16 protein-coding genes are annotated in these 18,531 nt (G+C 56.3%); 4 read left to right on the top strand and 12 right to left on the bottom strand.

The features are described 5' to 3' along the window. Positions 1-19 precede the first annotated feature (19 nt). Genes B9Y90_RS12260 through B9Y90_RS12240 form a run of 5 tightly spaced genes read right to left on the bottom strand, consistent with a single transcriptional unit; the run spans position 20 to position 7,027 of the window. Positions 20-2,041 carry a CocE/NonD family hydrolase gene (locus B9Y90_RS12260; protein WP_085541378.1) on the bottom strand — a complete coding sequence of 674 codons (2,022 nt, stop codon included), beginning with the start codon at positions 2,039-2,041 and terminating at the stop codon, positions 20-22. Next, a complete protein-coding gene (locus B9Y90_RS12255; RefSeq protein ID WP_085541377.1) occupies positions 2,038-3,660 on the bottom strand; it encodes an ABC transporter ATP-binding protein in 1,623 nt (540 codons plus the stop codon). Before B9Y90_RS12255 ends, B9Y90_RS12260 begins: the two co-directional genes overlap by 4 nt. After that, positions 3,657-4,487, bottom strand: coding sequence for an ABC transporter permease (locus tag B9Y90_RS12250; protein WP_039290124.1), 831 nt, complete (start codon positions 4,485-4,487; stop codon positions 3,657-3,659). Before B9Y90_RS12250 ends, B9Y90_RS12255 begins: the two co-directional genes overlap by 4 nt. A gap of 3 nt (positions 4,488-4,490) precedes the next feature. Further along, complete coding sequence (locus B9Y90_RS12245) at positions 4,491-5,438, bottom strand: ABC transporter permease (protein ID WP_039290121.1); 948 nt, start codon at positions 5,436-5,438, stop codon at positions 4,491-4,493. Beyond that, a complete protein-coding gene (locus B9Y90_RS12240; protein ID WP_039290117.1) occupies positions 5,438-7,027 on the bottom strand; it encodes an ABC transporter substrate-binding protein in 1,590 nt (529 codons plus the stop codon). The genes B9Y90_RS12245 and B9Y90_RS12240 overlap by 1 nt, the downstream gene beginning before the upstream one ends. Before the next feature lie 192 nt (positions 7,028-7,219). Between B9Y90_RS12240 and B9Y90_RS12235 the strand changes: the two genes are divergently transcribed. Continuing rightward, on the top strand, positions 7,220-7,519 hold the full coding sequence (locus B9Y90_RS12235) for a CBU_0592 family membrane protein (protein WP_071842770.1): 300 nt from the start codon (positions 7,220-7,222) through the stop codon (positions 7,517-7,519). Between the two features lie 129 nt (positions 7,520-7,648). On the opposite strand, the gene B9Y90_RS12230 is transcribed toward B9Y90_RS12235, so the two are convergent. Together B9Y90_RS12230 and creA are read right to left on the bottom strand one after the other, a co-directional pair. After that, complete coding sequence (locus B9Y90_RS12230) at positions 7,649-8,551, bottom strand: LysR substrate-binding domain-containing protein (RefSeq protein ID WP_085541424.1); 903 nt, start codon at positions 8,549-8,551, stop codon at positions 7,649-7,651. A gap of 142 nt (positions 8,552-8,693) precedes the next feature. Then, positions 8,694-9,167, bottom strand: a complete 474-nt coding sequence (gene creA / locus B9Y90_RS12225; protein ID WP_008460116.1) for a protein CreA — start codon at positions 9,165-9,167, stop codon at positions 8,694-8,696. Between the two features lie 211 nt (positions 9,168-9,378). Here creA and robA point away from each other — a divergent pair, with 211 nt between their 5' ends. Continuing rightward, entirely contained in the window at positions 9,379-10,248 is an 870-nt protein-coding gene (gene robA, locus B9Y90_RS12220) for an MDR efflux pump AcrAB transcriptional activator RobA (RefSeq protein ID WP_008460114.1), read from the top strand. Here the strand turns inward: robA and gpmB are convergent. Beyond that, positions 10,245-10,892 (bottom strand): 2,3-diphosphoglycerate-dependent phosphoglycerate mutase GpmB, encoded by a 648-nt coding sequence (gpmB, locus tag B9Y90_RS12215; RefSeq protein WP_039290109.1) that lies wholly within the window; start codon positions 10,890-10,892, stop codon positions 10,245-10,247. The two genes, robA and gpmB, sit on opposite strands and share 4 nt — an antisense overlap. Positions 10,893-10,944: 52 nt before the next feature. Here gpmB and yjjX point away from each other — a divergent pair, with 52 nt between their 5' ends. Then, positions 10,945-11,472 carry an inosine/xanthosine triphosphatase gene (gene yjjX, locus B9Y90_RS12210; protein ID WP_085541376.1) on the top strand — a complete coding sequence of 176 codons (528 nt, stop codon included), beginning with the start codon at positions 10,945-10,947 and terminating at the stop codon, positions 11,470-11,472. Here yjjX and trpR read toward each other — a convergent pair. Both trpR and sltY read right to left on the bottom strand, forming a co-directional pair. Further along, positions 11,469-11,807 carry a trp operon repressor gene (gene trpR, locus B9Y90_RS12205; RefSeq protein ID WP_085541375.1) on the bottom strand — a complete coding sequence of 113 codons (339 nt, stop codon included), beginning with the start codon at positions 11,805-11,807 and terminating at the stop codon, positions 11,469-11,471. The genes yjjX and trpR overlap by 4 nt on opposite strands. Positions 11,808-11,862: 55 nt before the next feature. Then, the gene (gene sltY, locus B9Y90_RS12200; protein ID WP_085541374.1) at positions 11,863-13,797 is read right to left on the bottom strand and encodes a murein transglycosylase; all 1,935 of its coding nucleotides are present in this window, start codon (positions 13,795-13,797) and stop codon (positions 11,863-11,865) included. A 242-nt stretch (positions 13,798-14,039) separates the two neighbouring features. On the opposite strand from sltY, the gene ettA reads away from it, so the two are divergent. Then, positions 14,040-15,707, top strand: a complete 1,668-nt coding sequence (gene ettA / locus B9Y90_RS12195; protein WP_008460109.1) for an energy-dependent translational throttle protein EttA — start codon at positions 14,040-14,042, stop codon at positions 15,705-15,707. A gap of 156 nt (positions 15,708-15,863) precedes the next feature. On the opposite strand, the gene nadR is transcribed toward ettA, so the two are convergent. Together nadR and radA are read right to left on the bottom strand one after the other, a co-directional pair. Then, positions 15,864-17,096: a multifunctional transcriptional regulator/nicotinamide-nucleotide adenylyltransferase/ribosylnicotinamide kinase NadR gene (gene nadR, locus B9Y90_RS12190; protein WP_039290095.1), complete on the bottom strand. Its 1,233-nt coding sequence runs from the start codon at positions 17,094-17,096 to the stop codon at positions 15,864-15,866. 46 nt (positions 17,097-17,142) lie between these two features. Beyond that, a complete protein-coding gene (gene radA, locus B9Y90_RS12185; protein ID WP_008460107.1) occupies positions 17,143-18,525 on the bottom strand; it encodes a DNA repair protein RadA in 1,383 nt (460 codons plus the stop codon). Positions 18,526-18,531 lie beyond the last annotated feature (6 nt).

The following is an 18,531-nucleotide window of genomic DNA, read 5'->3' as shown; positions in this document are numbered from 1 at the left end:
CCTTTTTTATGCCTGTCTTTCAACGGGCAATACGTTCTTTCCAGTCGCGGGTAAAGACCACTTCCCCATTGTGCTGAACCGTCATCTTTCCACTGACGATAAAATGCGTCAGGTCACTGCGCATCTCCAGCACAATGTCTGTGTCCGTCCACCAGCCTTCCCGGCCGATTTTCATGTTCTGAGTCAGCAGATAATGCGCCGAGAGCGGATCGCTGTTCTGCACGGTCAGCTGACGTCTGAGGCTATGATCGACGGTGGTATTGATATCATCAAAGCGGTACACGCCCTCGCCAAAAACACCGCCCACGCCCTGAGTGATGCTCTGCCAGCTGTCCTTCACCACGTCATAGCGCAGTTCGCGATCGACCCGCCCCGGAGAGAGGATTGTCAGCGGCGTATTGGCTGCTGTTTCAGGATGAGGATTCGGGCCAGCAATCGGCTTCACTTCCCGACAAACCGGCAATTGCAGTTGAGCGCTGGCCAGATCAACGCTAAGGGTCGCATTCTCGGCCATCGGCCAGATCATCGGCCAGAAGGTGGTCGCGAGAGAAACCCGCAGCCGGTGCCCGGCAGCAAAGCGCCAGGCGATCCCGTCCAGTTGCACGGTAACATTCACTTTCTCACCCGGTACCAGCGCGACGTTCTGCTCCTGCCCCTGCAGATGGCTCAGATTCACCCAGCCGTGACTGACGCGGGTCGAAGCCCCATCGGGCGCAACGTCTGACAGGCGGACATACAGCATTGCCGCAGGTTTATCGCTGGAAAGCGTGACATCAAACTGTGGGAAGCCGTAAATCGCCAGGCTTTCGCTCAGCGGGGCACTGTCGAAACTTTCTGCCAGACCGTCGTCCATTCGCTGATCGCTCGGACTTTCTCCCAGCACACCCGCGCCCATCCACTCTCCGGCGAACAACCCGTGGTTTTGCACGCTACGGATATCCTGCCGGTATTCATCAGCTAAAGGCGATGTCGCCAGCCGACCAGGCTGCAAATGCCAGCGCTGAGGGAAGGTTTCAGCGTCGGTATCATTCTCAATGGCAATCCACTCCCCAAAGGCCTGCGGCCGCTGCGAATCAGGTCGCTGGCTGTCGTTGAGCCAGGCCTGAACGCGCGGGCCATCCAGTACATCGTTATCGACCTGTTTCAACCAGCGATCCCACCAGCTCACGGCCTCCTGCAGAAAACCGATGGCCGGTGTAGGTGAGCCATCCTGAGGATAAATATGCGCCCACGGGCCGAGGATCGCCTTACGCGGGACGTTAAGGTTATCCATCAGGCGGAAAACCGCGTTGCTATAGGAATCCGCCCAGCCGCCCACGGCCATCACCGGGCACGTGATCGCCTGCCAGTCCTCCCCCACCGAGCCGTGCTTCCAGTAATCATCTTTCAGCGGATGTTCCATCCACAGCGCCGGGAAGAAAGGCATATTTTCAAGGCGATTCAGCCAGGCCTGGTACCAGCCCTCCCCGACCAGCTCCGGGTTCTGCGGGCGACTTTGGTAGGCCAGCATAATGCCGCCCCACCACAAATTGTCGTTCAGCAGGCAGCCGCCTTTATAGTGGATATCGTCGTTGTAACGATCGTCCGTCGAGCAAACGGTAATAATGGCTTTCAGTGCCGGAGGGCGGCGAGCCGCCAGCTGCAGGCAGTTAAACCCGCCCCAGGATTTTCCCATCATGCCCACGGCGCCGTTGCACCAGCCCTGACGGCTGATCCAGTCGATCACCTCCAGCGCATCCTCCTGCTCCTGCAGAAGATATTCATCGGCCATCAGCCCGTCGGAGTCGCCGCTGCCGCGCATGTCTACCCGCAGCACCGCATAGCCATTCCCGGCAAAATAGCCGTGCATCGGCTCATCCCGGGTACGCGTTCCGTCGCGCTTGCGGTAGGGAATGTACTCCAGAATAGCGGGCACTGGCTGCTGTGAAGCCGACAAAGGCAGCCACATCCGCGCGGCCAGCCGAGTCCCGTCTTTTAAAACAATCCACAAATGTTCCGTCACGCTCACGCTGTGGGGGAATTTCGTAATAAGAGTTTTCATGAAGCTCCTGCCATCGCATTTAACTGACGCTGACCCAGCACCTCATCCAGCCAGGAAGGGCGCATTTCCGGCACGGAAGTCAGCAGTTTTTCGGTGTAGCTGTGCATTGGCGCGCTGAATACCTGCGCGGTTGGGCCCTGTGCAACGACATTGCCCTGATACATCACGGCAACCTGCTGGGCAATACGTTTCACCGTGCTCAGGTCGTGAGTGATAAACAGGTAAGACAGCCCCAGCTGCTCCTGAAGATTTCTCAGCAATTTCAGCACTTCTTCCGCCACCAGCGGGTCAAGCGCGGAAGTTGCCTCATCGCAGATAATCAGATCGGGCTTCGCGGCCAGCGCTCGCGCAATACACACGCGTTGCTTCTGGCCCCCGGAAAGCGAGCCTGGATAGCGGTCAATAAGATAATCAGGGAGTTCAGTCAGTTTCAGGAGTTCGAGAACCCGCGCGCGAACCTGCTGCTTATCAAGGCCAAAATAGAACGCTACCGGGCGGCCAATCGCCTCCAGTACGGTTTGCCTCGGATTAAGCGCCACATCAGGCAGCTGATAGATCATCTGGATACGGCGCAACGTCTCTTTATCACGCTGCTGATAGCGGTTGGCCAGCACCTTGTCAGCGAAGGTGACGCTGCCTTTAGTGTCAGTCAGCAGGCCGCAGAGCGCCCTGGCCAGCGTACTCTTCCCGCTCCCTGACTCACCGATAATGGCCATCGTTTCCCCTTTGGCAATGCTGAGGGAAACGTTGTGGACGACCGTTTTGCCGTTGTAGCCCTTCGAGAGATTATTCAGCGCCAGAAGCTGCCCTTCAGGTTTGCTCTCGGCATGCACCGGCGTTAAAGCGTGGGCGCGTTCGGACACCAGCCGCTGCGTGTAGCCTTCAGCCGGGTTTTGCAGAATATCGGCGGTGCTGCCGCATTCCACTTCACTCCCCTGACGCAGCACCATAATGCGGTCGGCAATCTGTGCGACAACCGCCAGATCGTGAGTGATATACAGCGCAGCGGTATTAAACTCGCGGACCAGTTTGCGCAGCATCACCAACACTTCGATTTGCGTCGTCACATCTAACGCGGTGGTCGGTTCATCCAGCACGAGAACGTCCGGCTTGCAGGACATCGCCATCGCCGCCATAGCCCGCTGCAGTTGCCCGCCCGAAAGCTGGTGCGGATAGCGCTGGCCGATAGTTTCAGGCTCCGGAAGATCCAGCGCCTTAAACAGCGTTACGGCCCAGGCCTGGGCTTCTTCCGGGTTCATCAGGCCATGACGAAGCGGTCCTTCGCATACCTGCTTGCCGATGGTCAGCGCTGGGTTAAACGCCGCCGCCGCACTCTGTGCTACATACGCCACGCGCTTACCGCGAAACTCGCGCTTCTCTTTGCTGGACAGCGCCACGATGTTTTGCCCGGCCACAAGGACTTCGCCACCCGCAATCCGGCAGCCAGGTCGGGCATAGCCCAGGGCCGCAAGACCGATAGTTGATTTCCCCGCGCCGGACTCACCAATCAGCCCCAATACTTCACCTGGCATCAGGCTGAGAGAGACACCTTTGACAAGCGGCAGGCCTTGCTCGGTTTCAATGCGTAAATCACGCATTTGTAAAATCGGTTGTGTCATCCCTCTTCTCCCAGCGAAAGGTTGTTACGTACCAGCAGCCAGTCGACCACCAGGTTGACGCCGATCGTCAGCAGAGCAATCGCCGCAGCGGGGTACAGCGGAGCGAACTGGCCAAAGTTGATGGCCTGCGCGTTGTCGCGCACCATACTGCCCCAGTCCGCCCACGGCGGCTGAATGCCCAGCCCAAGGAAGCTAAGCCCGGCAATAAACAAGAAGGTAAAGCAGAAGCGCATGCCGAATTCCGCCAGCAGCGGCGGCATGGCATTAGGCAGAAACTCTTTACGAACGATCCACCACAACCCTTCCCCACGCAGGCGTGCCGCCTCAACATATTCAAGGCAGACGATCCCCTGCGCGACCAGACGAGCAAGACGGAAAACGCGAGTCGCGTCTAATAACGCAATCGTGCCGACCAGCACCGGAATAGAGGTCCCCAGCACCGAAAGGACGATCAGCGCCAGAATCAGCACCGGAATCGACATCAGCGTATCCACAATGCGGGTCAGCACGACATCTACCCAACGCCCGTAAATCGCGGCGGTAAAACCGGTAATAATGCCCACCACAAACGAAATAGCGGTGATCGCCAGCGCAATCGCAATAGTGGTTCTGGCGCCAAACAGAATGCGCGACAGCATGTCACGTCCCAGACTGTCGGTACCGAACGGCATTGAAGTGGACGGCAGCATCCAGATGTCACCCACCTGAGCCGTTTCGCTGTGCGGCGCCAGCCAGGGTGCAAAAAGCGCAGCAATCAAATTGACGGCAATGATGGTCAAACCCAATATTGCCGACAGCGGTACCGTGCGAATTTTGATATTTTTCATGGCCTACCTCGCATGCCGCAGTCGTGGGTTACACCAGATAGCCAGCAGATCTGCCGCCGTATTCAGCAGGATGTAGGTCCCGCCAAACAGCAGTCCACAGGCCTGCACGACCGGTAAGTCGCGTTTTGTCACCGCATCCACCATCAGTTGCCCGATGCCCGGATAAACAAAGACCACCTCAACCAGGATGACACCCACTACCAGGTACGCCAGGTTAAAAGCAATCACGTTGATGATGGGCGCGAGCGCGTTGGGCAAGGCGTGGCTCAGCACAATGCGCCAGCGCGAAAGCCCTTTTAGCAGCGCCGTTTCGATGTAGCTGCTGGACATCACCGCGCCGACGGAAGCACGCGTCATGCGCAGCATATGTGCCAGCACCACCAACACCAGCGTCAGCATCGGCAACGTGCAGGCATAGAGCCTGTCGAGCAAGCTGGCATCCGGGTCGACCAGCGCGAGGCTGGGGAACCAGGCCAGTCGGATGGCAAAGAAGATCACCAGCACGTAGCCGACAAAAAACTCCGGCACCGAAATGCTCATCAGCGTCAGCGTATTTGCCAGGCGGTCAAACCAGGAGCCTCGCCATACTGCCGAAGCAATGCCCAATACCACCGCCAGAGGAATCGCAATCAGCGCGGCATACACCGCGAGGAATAGCGTGTTCGCCAGGCGAGGCAGCAGCTCGGCACCAATGGGCTGATTATTGGCAAGCGAAGTGCCTAAATCACCGTGCAAGACACCGGACAGCCAGTGCAGATAGCGATAAACCGCCGGCTGGTCCAGGCCAAGCTGCAGACGCAGCGCGGCGATAGTCTCCGGCGTGCCGTTCTGGCCCAGGATGGCGCTCGCCACGTCGCCAGGTAACAGCTCGGTGCCGACGAAAATCAGGACCGAAACCAGCCACAGCGTCAGCACGCCCAGCAATAAACGATGAAGGATCTGTTTTTTCATTACGACTCCAGCCAGACGCGTTCAGCCAGGCGACCGCCCATAAAGTTGAAGAGTGGATGAGGTTTCACGCCGCCAACTTTTTTGCTGGCAGCATCCAGATAGTCGCCAAACAGCGGGATCATCGCGCCGCCGTCATCCCGGGCAATGCTTTGCAGCTCGCCGTAGATCTCTGCGCGCTTTTGGTCATCAAGCAGCGATCGCGCCTGAATCAGCAGGCTATCGAACTTATCGTTCTTCCAGTGAGTGTCATTCCATTTGGCGGTGGACTGCCAGGCGGTGGAGAACATCTGATCCGCGGTCGGGCGGCCGCCCCAGTAGCCCATGCTAAACGGCGCTTTCATCCAGACGTCATCCCAGTAGCTGTCCGCCGGCTGGCGTTTGATGCTGACCTGAATCCCTGCTGCAGCGGCTTCGCCCTGGAACAAGGCGGCGGCATCCAGCGCCCCGGCAAAGGCAGCATCAGAGGACGACAGCTCAAGCGGCAGCGCGCTTAGGCCAGCTTTTTTCAGGAAGAACTTCGCCTTGTCAGGATCGTAGGCGCGCTGCTCCAGGCTTTTATTGAAGAAGCGATCGGTTTTCGGGATCGGATGGTCGTTGCCCAGCGTGCCGTAGCCCCGCAGCACGGTGGCCAATAATTTCTCACGATCGATACCGTATTTAATCGCCGTCCGAACGTCATTGTTGTTAAACGGCGCTACGCGGCAGTCCATCAGGAAGGTGAAATGCTGCCCGCCCGCCGCGCGCACAATGTTCAGTGCCGGGCTGCGCTTCAGGAAATCGACGGTTTTAAAGTCCACTCGGTTGATGGCGTGTACCTGGCCTGAGATAAGGGCGTTGGTACGCGCAGTCGCATCATTGATGACCAGCACTTCTACGGCATCCACAAACGCGCGGTTTGGCTTCCAGTAATTAGGATTGCGTTTGAAGTAGGAACGCACGCCCGGCTGATACTGGTCAAAGACGAAGCCACCGGTACCAATCGGGTGTTTCCAGTCAGTAAATCCATCCGGCACCACGACGAGGTGGTAGTCCGCCAGCAGGAAAGGCAAGTCAGCGTTGCCGCTGTCCAGCGTCAGGGTAATTTCGTTCTCACCGCTCTTCTTCAGATCTTTGATGGCCGCCAGCTGCGTTTTAATCGCGCTACGCGACTGGTCGCCACGGTGAAGATTAATCGAATAAAGAATGTCTTCCACGGTAAGCGCCTTGCCGTTGTGGAAGGTCACGCCCTGGCGCACTTTAAAGGTCCACTCCTGCGCACCCGGCTTCGCTTCCCAGCTTTCCAGCAGCTCCGGCGTGGCCTGGTTATTCTCATCAATTTCCACCAGGCCGTTCATCAGCATGTACGCCTGGTTCAGCGGCACCCAGTCGCTAAAGAGCGTAGGATCCAGAGAATCGCTGGTATTGCCGCCCGACATGCCCAGCTTCAGCACACCGCCCTTCTTAGGCGTTGCTTCGGCAGCAAAGCCCGCCAGCGGCGACAGCGATAACGCACTGCCCATACCAATCAGCGCCGCCGTATTGATAAATGAACGGCGGCTCATGCTCACGCCTTGCAGGTATTTTTTTTCGTCTGAACGATCGTCTTTCATTTATTTTTCTCCGTTATTATTTGTTTGTCTGACCATCGGCCAGATGCCATAGCACATCTATTTATGATTTATATCAAAACAGCTAAACGCTGAGGCATGAGTTTTTCGTATCAGACTATGAAAAAAATGCACGGCAGAACCACGACAAAAAAGATAATTTCCCGTTCACGGAGTCACATCAGGAAAGAAAAAGTGGAACTGCATACCCTTGTAGGTTTAATTGGCGTGTTTTGTTACCTGCTGGCATACGCGCTGGTTCAAATGCGAAGGCTATCAATAGATTCAAATGGTTATGCCTGCCTTAACATCGCAGGCTGCGTGGGCGGGCTGTATTCCCTCAGCCATGATTTTAATTTAGCGTCGGTAATATCGCAGTCAATGTGGCTGGTTTTCACGCTTATAGGTATGCATACTTCTTATCGCCGTCGTGGTGCTATGAAAAATAAAATACCGCCTCTGGATTTAGAGACAATAAATAAACCAAAGGATTAAAAGTGTCCCGTCACTTATTTCCCGCCACGTTATATAAGAAAATGTTATGGCCAATAGAATGAGCAGATAATTTATTGATGACCAAAATAATAAAATAATCGTCTTTTGTGATTTACATCTATTTTCTGCTTATTCCACCAACGGCTGTCGCTGCAGCCAGCTCATCACATGGCGAACAACCGGCTTCATGTAGCGATCCTGTGGGATAAGCAGGAAACATTTACTGGCGGCGGCCAGCTTTCCGGAGTGCGCCGCGACAAGTTCTCCCCGGTTAAGATAATCCTGCACCAGCCCTTCCCAGCCGAGTAATATCCCGTCGCCTCGGACCGCCGTCTCCACCAAAAACGGATAGTTATTGGCTCGCCAGGTTTGCCGGGGCACAAAGCTCAAAACATTTTGCGAGGCAAACCAGTCACTCCACCCGGTCCACTCCCGCTGCGGATCGTCCTGAATCAGCAGCGTGTGCTGCAGCAACGCTTCCGCTGGTGCGTCCAAACCAATGCGCGACAGAAAAGCCGGGGAGCACATGGGGTAGCAGACTTCATCGAAGAGCGGCGTGGCGTGAAAGCCGATGGGAACATCCCGAAGGTAAAAAATAGCCAGATCAAATTCCGATGAGCGCAGCTCTGAGAAGTTGTCGGTAATTTTCATGCGAATCTGCAAATCCGGCAGTTCACGATGCAGGGCAGAAAGTCGGGATGACAGCCACAGCGAACTCATAGCGCTGGTACAGGCGATAGTGACCTGAGGCAACCCGGTCCAGCCCATCACTTCCGCTGTGGCATGCGACAGTGCTGCAAGCTGCTGCCTGACCCGCTCGGCATAAGCTTCACCGCGTGGCGTAAGCAGCACTCGCCGCTGGGTACGGGTAAAAAGTTTGCAGCCGAGCATCTCTTCCAGCTGCAGAATTTGCCGGCTGGTGGCGCTTTGCGTCAGGTTAAGCTCTTCCGCCGCACGAGAAATATTGCCGTAGCGGGCCACACATTCGAAAGCAATAAGAGTATTCAGGGGCGGTAGGGGCTCGATCTGCATCAAAGAAGCCTTAAAAGGCAACGGCACGGTCATAACACACTAATAAGGAAGGTAAGAACTGACAAGCCTGACGCATCAGAAATACATCAGGCTTCTCATGTCGGTCGCGCGCGGACGTCTCCCTCAGCGACACCAGATCCGATTATTTACTCCACGGAATAATTGGTACCGCGCTGATGGCGTTCTTCGGCGAGCCTTCTACAACGCGATCAGAGTAGGCAAGGTAGGCCAGTGCATTACGCTTCGCATCATAGAAACGCACCACTTGCAGCTTTTTAAACACCAGCGAAGTTCGCTTCTGGAAGACGACATCGCCCTGTGCTTTACCCGCTTTTATCTTATCGCTGAGCTCAACCGGGCCTACTTGCTGGCAGGATATTGCTGCATCAGACGTATCTTCCGCTAATCCGAGGCCACCCTTAATGCCTCCGGTTTTTGCGCGGCTGATATAACAGGTCACGTTCTTCACATCAGGGTCGTCAAACGCTTCGACTACAATCTTGTGGTCGGGGCCAAAGACTTTAAACACGGTATCCACCGATCCGATCTGCTCCGCGCTCGCGCCGTAGCTCACGGCCAGAAGCGCACTGCAAAGTGCTAAAGCTTTATATTTCATATTGTTACCATTGTTTAAAAATTACCCTACGGGACTATTCAACAATCGGACAAAAAACCGTTGAATATCACATTATTAGCAAAACCTGCCTCCATAGTCGGCAAATTTGGCACAACTTGTTAAATAAAAACGGTGAATGCATAAAGTACAAAAATGCTATCATCCGCTACCTTAGTAAACAGGCATTCGCTTGTATGGATGAGGATATTTTATGGATCAGGCTGGGATCATTCGCGATCTTCTTAGCTGGCTGGAGGGCCACCTCGACCAGCCTCTCGCCCTTGATAATGTGGCGGCAAAGGCAGGTTATTCCAAGTGGCATTTACAACGGATGTTTAAAGAGGTTACCGGGCACGCTATTGGTGCCTATATTCGCGCCCGCCGACTCTCCAAATCCGCCGTTGCTCTGCGCCTGACGGCGCGCCCTATTCTCGACATTGCGCTTCAGTACCGCTTTGACTCGCAGCAGACGTTTACCCGTGCGTTTAAAAAGCAGTTTGCTCAAACGCCGGCGCTCTACCGTCGTTCTCCTGACTGGAGCGCTTTCGGTATGCGACCGCCGCTGCGTCTCGGCGAGTTTACGCCGCCGCAGGCCCACTTCATCACGATGCCGGAAACGCATCTGGTTGGGGTGACGCAAAGCTACAGCTGCACGCTGGAGCAAATCTCCGACTTCCGTAACGAGATGCGCATCCAGTTCTGGACACAGTTCCTCGGCAACTCACCGACCATCCCACGGGTGCTTTACGGCCTGCATGAGCCTCGCCCAAGTTCGGAAAAAGACGACGAGCAGGAAGTCTTCTACACTACGGCGCTGACGCCGGAGCTGGCGAATGGTTTCCTGCCGGACTCGCATCCGGTGGTGCTGGAAGGGGGGGATTATGTGCAGTTTAACTATGAAGGGCTGGGCACCGGGCTGCAGGACTTTATCCTGACGGTTTATGGCACCTGCATGCCATCACTCAACCTGACGCGCCGTAAAGGTCAGGACATCGAACGTTTCTATCCTCAGGATGAAACGCGGGATCAGGATGTGCCGATGCATATCCGCTGTGAATACCTGATCCCGGTTCGCCGTTAACGCTGGATCTCATCCAGAGCAGGGGCATCAAGATGCGAGATGTCTCCTGCTGTTTCAACCACCCATCCAGACGCCAGCCACGGGCTGTGCTGATAATCCACGCGGGAAATCGAACAGTTGCGCAGACGCAGGCGACGTTCAGCCCACGCCGGTAAGCCAAGAATCGTACTGACCAGCCCACCCAGCGCCATACCGTGACTCACCAGCAATGGTCGGCTTCCAGCCGGCAGCTCGCGGCAGGCATTCAGGGCTTCGTGCATGCGATTGCTCAGTTCCAGCATGCTTTCGCCTTCAGGAATACGCCCGTCCGGCGTGCCGTCCACCAGACGACGGCGCCAGCCCTCTTCCTCTTCGGTCAGCGAGTCCATTTTGCGGCGTTCAAGCACGCCCATGTTGAGCTCGCGCAGGCGGGCATCCAGGATAATCTCGCACCCGCAGGCTTCGGCGATGATCTCTGCGGTGCGGCGAGTACGGCCTAAATCGCTGCTGATGATGTGGGTGATGCCAAGGGCTCTGGCTCGTTCGGCCACTTGCCAGGCCTGACGTTCTCCATTTTCAGTCAGCGCGCTGTCTGACTGCCCCTGAATGCGGCGCTCAGCATTCCACTGCGTTTCGCCATGACGAACAAGGTATACCTGTAACATGCGTTTTTTCCGTTATACTCCGGTCACGAAATATCGAGAGTTCTGACTTATTATGAACCATGTCGTAGCTGCAACAACCAATCCCGCCAAAATTCAGGCGATTCTGCAGGCGTTTAGCGAGATTTATGGCGAAGGATCCTGCCATATTGAGCCCGTGGTCGTCGAGAGTGGCGTGCCGGAGCAGCCCTTCGGTAGTCAGGAAACGCGAACTGGCGCACGATGCAGAGTAGCGAATGCCCGGGAGATCAGACCAGATGCCGACTTTTGGGTCGCCATTGAGGCCGGTATCGACGAAGGTAGCACCTTCAGTTGGGTGGTGATCGAGAACCGCCAGCAGCGCGGTGAAGCCCGTTCGGCTACCCTGCCGCTGCCAGAAATCATTCTGCAGCAAGTCAGCGCAGGCCACGCTTTGGGGCCGGTGATGTCGGACTATACGGGTATCGATAAGATTGGGCGTAAAGAGGGAGCGATTGGGGTGTTCACCGCCGGAAAGCTCACGCGTAGCAGCGTTTACCATCAGGCGGTGATTTTGGCGCTAAGTCCGTTTCATAACGAAATTTACCGCCGAGAATTTCTTTAGCTGTTTGAGCTGCCACCCTGCAGCAGCTCTTTTTCCAGCCATGCCCGTAGCTCCGTCGGCGCAGCTTTCAGGCTGTTAGAGCCGCGGGTGATGGTTGCGATACCCGCGCCCAGTTCATTCTTCAGCTCACGCTGGCTAAGCTCACCGCGCAACAACTCTTCAATGATGCGTACTCGCGTGCCTAACGCCGTACGCTCATCCGGCGTCAACAGCAGCGTCAGCAGAGGCATGTGAAGCTCCTGCCCAAAAGCTTGCTGCAACAGCCCCACAAAGCGGAGCCACTCTTTATTACTTTGCTCGGCCTGTTCCGCCGAATACTGAGAGAGCTGAGTCATGTCAGGCCACCATACTCTTTAACTAGTACGGCAGCATAACATACTCTCCGCGCAATCAGTAACGCCGCTGCCACTCGCTGTCCGACAGAATTTTGTCCGGCTGCCCCATGAAATACCGGTAATAGGCATCGTAGGCCAGCACGTTCTTCACATAGCCACGTGTCTCAGAAAACGGAATACTTTCCACGAATGCGATGGCGTCAATCCGCCCTGCGCTGTTACCCAGCCAGGTGCGCACACGCCCCGGCCCGGCGTTGTAGGCGGCGGAAGCAAAGATACGGTTGTTCTCAAACTGCTGGAACACGTACTGCAGGTAGCTGGTGCCGATATTGATGTTAGTGTCAGGATCCAAAAGCTGCACCGGGCTGCTGTAGCCTGGAATACTGAACATCTTCACCGTATGGGTGGCCGTGCCTGGCATAATCTGCATCAGGCCGCTTGCCCCCACCGGGGAACGCACTTTCGGGTTCCAGGCACTTTCCTGGCGGGCAATCGCCATGGCATAACTTTGTGGCACAGTTTTGCCGCTAACATAGCGGGCAAAGGTGCCTTTATAAGCCAGCGGGAAGCGCTCTTCGAGGTTATCCCACAGCTTGCCGGCAATGGTTGCCTGCACGCTGAGATCCCACCAGTCCTGCTCAAAAGCATAGCGCGCCAGCCCGGCCTGCTCCTGCTTGCTGCGGCTGGTGACCAGGTTTGCCCATTCGCTACGCGCGGTGTTATCCATATTCCAGTACATTAGCTCGCGGACGCGGGCCATTTCAGGCCCCTGCACCAGCGCCGGGTTCACAGGTTCAGCTTTATCCACGCGCAATGGGTATTCTTCTCCAAGCCGCTGTGCAGCGACCATCGGGTAGAAGCCGCGCTGCTGCATCAGGGCACGAAGAATGCCTTTCGCTTCATCTTCACGTCCCCGCTCCAGCAGTAAATCAGCCTGCCAGTAGCGCCACTCGTCTTTCTCTTTGGCTTCCATCGGCAAACGCGCCAGCCAGGTGTTCAGTCCTGTACGATCGCCCGCCCCCAGCGCCATACGTACGCGCCGCTCAATCAACGAGGTGGACTGGGAGCGCATAATGGCGTCATCCCGCCAGCGGGCCTGTTCATCCGTCACGTCGGTGCCCATCAATCGCCATGCCACAACGTCACGTAATTCCTGCACCTGCTCCTCGGTCAGTTTCTGCGCCTGGGCCAGCGACGGGATCATCAGGCGAGCATTCTCTACATCCTGGCGGGCAACGCTTGCAAAGGCGATAGCGGCCGCCTGACGAGTGAAGTCCGTTGCGCCCACCGTATTGGCGAAGGTCAGCACCGTGCTGGGATTATTTTGCAGGCTGACCAGGGCGCTGGAGATGGTCTGATATTCCGCAGGCATCTGGTTCGCAAGCGCGTTCACCAGCGAGGTATTCCCCTCTTTCAACGCCAGGCGTATACGTTCGAGGTAAGCCAGCGGATCCTGCGTGCCGGAAGCTCGCCACGCCGAAAACAGCGCATCACAGCTCGATGGCTGGCTTTTTCCCGTCAGCCAAAGTTCTTTCGCACCGGCCCAGGCGGCATCCGCTTGCCCGGTATTCCACTTGGCAAAGTAGTAATTACATTTTGCTTCGTTTGTAGCGGGCGGCTCGGGGCTAAAGGCCAGCAAACCTCGCCAGTCCTGGCGCCTTGCCAGCTCGTTAACAAACCGGGAGCTTAAGGTGCGCGCCGGAGGCAGGGTTGGGTTAGCCTGGATAAACTGGGCCACCGCCACGGTCGGCTCGTTCATCAGGTCGTCGGTAAGCTGTCGGTATTCGAGATAAGGATAAAGCGGATAGGTTTGCAACGTGGGCATAAGCTGCTGTACCACGTCCATTTGCTTGTTATCCCAGGCCTGTTTAATTTGCGCGTAACGGTTGCGCTGCTCATCGAGAGAATCTGCACGTACGGCACCGTTTAACATCACCAGGCTAACGCCCGCGGCAAGCAACTGCCATACGACTTGTTTGGCTTTTACCACACCTTCTCCTCATTATTTTCCTGACGGCATCATGCCTGCGCTGCAATAAGCGAATGCATTCATGCTAACCAGGGGAGACGCAATACGCCACGTCCGGAAGGGATATTTTGGTCATGAAACGTATAAAGGCGCCCTGCCCGGCAGAAGCACGATACCCCGCTGGGATTAGACCGTGAAAACCGCTACACTTCGCCTTTGTTAAGTACCATCTTACATCACGATAAAAGAGGCAAAGTCGCACTGTGGCTCAATTCGTTTATACCATGCATCGTGTCGGCAAAGTTGTCCCGCCGAAACGACATATTCTGAAAAATATTTCGCTCAGCTTCTTCCCTGGCGCCAAAATCGGCGTACTGGGTCTGAACGGTGCCGGTAAATCCACCCTGCTGCGCATCATGGCCGGCATCGATACCGATATCGAAGGTGAAGCCCGTCCTCAGCCTGGCATCAAGATCGGCTACCTGCCGCAGGAACCTAAGCTGAACCCGGAACACACCGTACGCGAGTCCGTAGAAGAAGCGGTTTCTGAAGTGGTTAACGCGCTGAAAGGCCTGGACGAAGTCTACGCCAAATACGCCGAGCCGGACGCGGACTTCGATAAGCTGGCCGCGCAGCAAGGCAAGTATGAAGAAATCATTCAGGCGCACGACGGTCATAACCTGAACGTGCAGCTGGAGCGTGCCGCTGATGCCCTGCGCCTGCCGGACTGGGATGCAAAAATCGAGAAGCTGTCCGGGGGTGAACGTCGCCGTGTTGCACTGTGCCGCCTGCTGCTGGAAAAACCAGACATGCTGCTGCTCGACGAACCAACTAACCACCTGGATGCAGAATCCGTGGCATGGCTGGAGCGCTTCCTGCACGACTTCGAAGGCACCGTGGTGGCGATCACCCACGACCGTTACTTCCTCGATAACGTCGCCGGTTGGATCCTCGAACTTGACCGTGGGGAAGGTATTCCATGGGAAGGCAACTACTCCTCCTGGCTGGAGCAGAAAGATCAACGCCTGGCGCAGGAAGCCTCAACGGAAGCGGCTCGCCGTAAATCCATTGAGAAAGAGCTGGAGTGGGTTCGTCAGGGCGCTAAAGGCCGTCAGTCTAAGGGCAAAGCCCGTCTGGCACGCTTCGAAGAGCTGAACAACACCGAATACCAGAAACGTAACGAAACCAACGAACTGTTTATTCCACCTGGCGCACGCCTGGGGGATAAAGTGGTGGAAGTTAACAACCTGCGTAAATCTTACGGCGACCGCCTGCTGATTGATGATCTGAGCTTCTCCGTACCGAAAGGCGCCATCGTCGGCATCATCGGTCCGAACGGCGCGGGTAAATCCACCCTGTTCCGCATGATGTCCGGTCAGGAACAGCCTGACAGCGGCTCTATCACCCTCGGTGAGACCGTGAAACTGGCTTCCGTTGACCAGTTCCGTGACGCCATGGACAACAGCAAAACCGTGTGGGAAGAAGTCTCCGGCGGCCAGGACATTATGCGTATCGGTAACACCGAGATGCCAAGCCGCGCCTACGTCGGCCGCTTTAACTTCAAAGGCGTCGACCAGGGCAAACGCGTGGGCGAGTTGTCTGGCGGTGAGCGTGGTCGTCTGCATCTGGCGAAACTGCTGCAGGTTGGCGGTAACGTTCTGCTGCTCGATGAACCAACCAACGACCTGGATATCGAAACCCTGCGCGCGCTGGAAAACGCCCTGCTGGAATTCCCGGGCTGCGCGATGGTTATCTCGCACGACCGCTGGTTCCTGGACCGTATCGCTACCCACATTCTGGATTACCAGGATGAAGGTAAAGTCGAATTCTTCGAAGGTAACTTCACCGAATACGAAGAGTACAAGAAGCGTACCCTCGGCTCCGATGCCCTGGAGCCAAAACGCATCAAGTACAAGCGCGTAACCAAGTAAATGCAAAAGGCACCTTCACGGTGCCTTTTTTATGGCGAGTTCTTTTCCCCTCACCCCGGCCCTCTCCCCAAAGGGGCGAGGGAGAAAAAACGACAGGTAATTTTGTTTCTTCCCTCTCCCTCCGGGAGAGGGTTAGGGTGAGGGCCAGCGTACGCTTTACCGCTGCTCGCCCATCATCTCTTTCACCAGATCCACACAGCGCAGGAAGCGCGAGTCATAGTCAGACTCTTCGACGTGAACAAACTCGATGTTGTTCTCTTTGAGCATCTCCACCAGCAGGTTCTGGAACGATTTTCTGTCCACATCGCTGCCGAGACTGCGTAAACCGTCGGCCACCCACGGCGTATTGTTTTCCAGCAGAATAACCAGGTCAAAGCGGTATTCGTCGATCAGCGCCTGTACAAACGGGTGCTCGCGGCCTTCATACTTCTTGCAGAAGGCCTGAGTGGTCACAAAGTCGGTGTCGATAAATGCCACTTTATTGGCGTACTTCACCGCAAAGTCGACGTACTGTGCATGGCCGATGGCAATTTTATCGTAGTCCGAATATTGCAGCGCCATTTCGTCACCGCCAAGGTGCGAGAAGACGTAATCCCGCCCGTATTCCCAGGCACTGGTGGTATTGAAGATGTTGGCGAGCTTGTTCACCATCCACGATTTCCCGCTCGACTCACCGCCGAGGATCGCCACCGTGCGCACGAAGAACGGCTTTACCTCGGTAGGAATGTATTCCCAGTAGCGGAACGGGTTTTCACGGATTTGCGTGCCGCTGATATTCATAAAGGTACGCTTAGGATCGACCACCACCGTTTCGATCCCGAGATGTTCGGTAAACTTCGCGGCATCCCCTTCTTCGGAGGTGTAGATCCGGTCTGGCGAAATACCTTTGCTGTCCATAAACGCTTTAATTCCGCGGCTCCAGACGTCCCAGCCGTGGGGATAAGGCTCCATCCCCTCCTCGTTAAAGGAGTGAATGCGGATATTCTTCTGGTATTTAAACGTTTGCAGCAACCAGCGCAGGCGGTCGCCGGTGGTTGGCTGCTGGGACATCGCGCTATCGTCAAACAGCGCGCGGTCGCGGGGCTCATCGTAGCCCATGATGATATGCAGCTCGTCCACCTGGCTACAGGCTCGCTGGATCAAATAGATATGCCCGGTATGCAGCGGATAAAACTTGCCGAACACCACGCCGACTTTCTTTTCACGACGCGGGAATTCCAGCCCAAGGAAGCGGTGCAGCGCCTCCAGTTTTTGCGCGCTGGGACTTTTGATTTTCGCGTTCAGTAACTGGCTCAGGTAGCCTTTAGTCATGCCGCTGGCATCCGCAACCTGCTGTAAGGTACAGCCCTGCTGACGAATAGCCGTTTTAATATAGTCGAATGACGACACGCGCTGCCTCCTGCCGGAGCGGGAACGGTTCCCGCAAATTACTCAATTATAAGTCGTCGAATACAGAAAGCGCATCAGCAAGTTTTTTCACGCCGAAGACCTGCATCCCTTCAGGAATTTTTTTCGGTACGTTGGCCTGCGGCACAATCGCGCGCTTAAAGCCGTGTTTGGCGGCTTCGGAAATACGCTCCTGGCCGCTGGGTACCGGGCGGATTTCACCCGCCAGCCCGACTTCACCAAATACCACTAAATCCTGCGGCAAGGCTCTGTCGCGCAGGCTGGACACCATCGCCAGCAGCAATGCCAGATCGGCGCTGGTTTCAGTCACTTTTACCCCACCCACCACGTTCACAAACACGTCCTGATCGGCCATTTGCAGGCCGCCGTGACGGTGCAGCACGGCCAGCAAAATCGCCAGTCGGTTTTGCTCCAGGCCAACGGCCACGCGGCGAGGGTTGGACATCATCGACTGATCCACCAGCGCCTGGATCTCAACCAGCAGCGGGCGCGTTCCTTCCCAAACCACCATCACCGAACTGCCAGGCGTCACTTCATCGCCCCGGCTGAGGAAAATGGCCGACGGGTTGCTGACTTCACGCAGACCCTGCTCGGTCATCGCGAATACACCCAGCTCGTTTACAGCCCCAAAGCGGTTTTTATGGCTGCGCAGAGTACGGAAGCGGGAATCAGCATCGCCGTCTAGCATGACTGAACAGTCGATACAGTGTTCGAGGACTTTTGGCCCCGCCAGAGAACCGTCTTTCGTGACATGCCCGACCATCACGATCGCCACACCTTTCGTCTTTGCAAAGCGCGTCAGGTAGGCTGCGGTTTCACGCACCTGGGCCACGCTGCCCGGCGAAGACTGCACATCCGCCATGTGCATGACCTGGATCGAGTCGATCACCATCAGCTTCGGCTGTTCTTCCTCGGCGATCATACAGATCTGTTCGATGCTGGTTTCCGACAGCATATTGAGGTTTTGCGTCGGCAGGCCTAAACGGTGGGCGCGCATCGCCACCTGCTGAAGCGACTCTTCGCCGGTGACGTACAGGGTTTTCATCTGCTCGCTCAGCTTACAGAGCGTTTGCAGCAGCAGCGTTGATTTCCCTGCACCTGGGTTACCACCGATCAGAATGGCGCTGCCCGGCACTACGCCGCCGCCCAGCACCCGGTCGAACTCTTTAAAACCGGTGGAGAAGCGCGGCAGTTCTTCCAGGCTGATGTCCGAAAGCTTTTGCACCCGGCTGACGCCCGCGCTCCCGGCATAGCCAGAAAGGCGTTCGTTGCGGGCAACTTGTGGAGAAGCGGCGATGCGCACTTCGGTAATGGTATTCCACGCGTGGCAAGCGCTGCACTGCCCCTGCCAGCGCGGGTAATCCGCACCACACTCGTTACAAACAAATGCGCGTTTTGGAGCTTTCGCCACCTTTAT

Origin of the sequence: Cedecea sp. NFIX57, from assembly GCF_900177785.1 — a bacterium.
Classification (GTDB): domain Bacteria; phylum Pseudomonadota; class Gammaproteobacteria; order Enterobacterales; family Enterobacteriaceae; genus Cedecea; species Cedecea neteri_C.
This window is presented reverse-complemented; position numbering and strand designations above follow the sequence as displayed.

Coding starts and splice junctions, on each gene's coding strand:
- creA (WP_008460116.1), bottom strand. CDS start 9,167: ATGAAATATAAAGCTTTAGCACTTTGCAGTGCGCTTCTGGCCGTGAGC.
- robA (WP_008460114.1), top strand. CDS start 9,379: ATGGATCAGGCTGGGATCATTCGCGATCTTCTTAGCTGGCTGGAGGGC.
- gpmB (WP_039290109.1), bottom strand. CDS start 10,892: ATGTTACAGGTATACCTTGTTCGTCATGGCGAAACGCAGTGGAATGCT.
- B9Y90_RS12240 (WP_039290117.1), bottom strand. CDS start 7,027: ATGAAAGACGATCGTTCAGACGAAAAAAAATACCTGCAAGGCGTGAGC.
- B9Y90_RS12245 (WP_039290121.1), bottom strand. CDS start 5,438: ATGAAAAAACAGATCCTTCATCGTTTATTGCTGGGCGTGCTGACGCTG.
- trpR (WP_085541375.1), bottom strand. CDS start 11,807: ATGACTCAGCTCTCTCAGTATTCGGCGGAACAGGCCGAGCAAAGTAAT.
- B9Y90_RS12260 (WP_085541378.1), bottom strand. CDS start 2,041: ATGAAAACTCTTATTACGAAATTCCCCCACAGCGTGAGCGTGACGGAA.
- B9Y90_RS12250 (WP_039290124.1), bottom strand. CDS start 4,487: ATGAAAAATATCAAAATTCGCACGGTACCGCTGTCGGCAATATTGGGT.
- yjjX (WP_085541376.1), top strand. CDS start 10,945: ATGAACCATGTCGTAGCTGCAACAACCAATCCCGCCAAAATTCAGGCG.
- B9Y90_RS12255 (WP_085541377.1), bottom strand. CDS start 3,660: ATGACACAACCGATTTTACAAATGCGTGATTTACGCATTGAAACCGAG.
- B9Y90_RS12230 (WP_085541424.1), bottom strand. CDS start 8,551: ATGCAGATCGAGCCCCTACCGCCCCTGAATACTCTTATTGCTTTCGAA.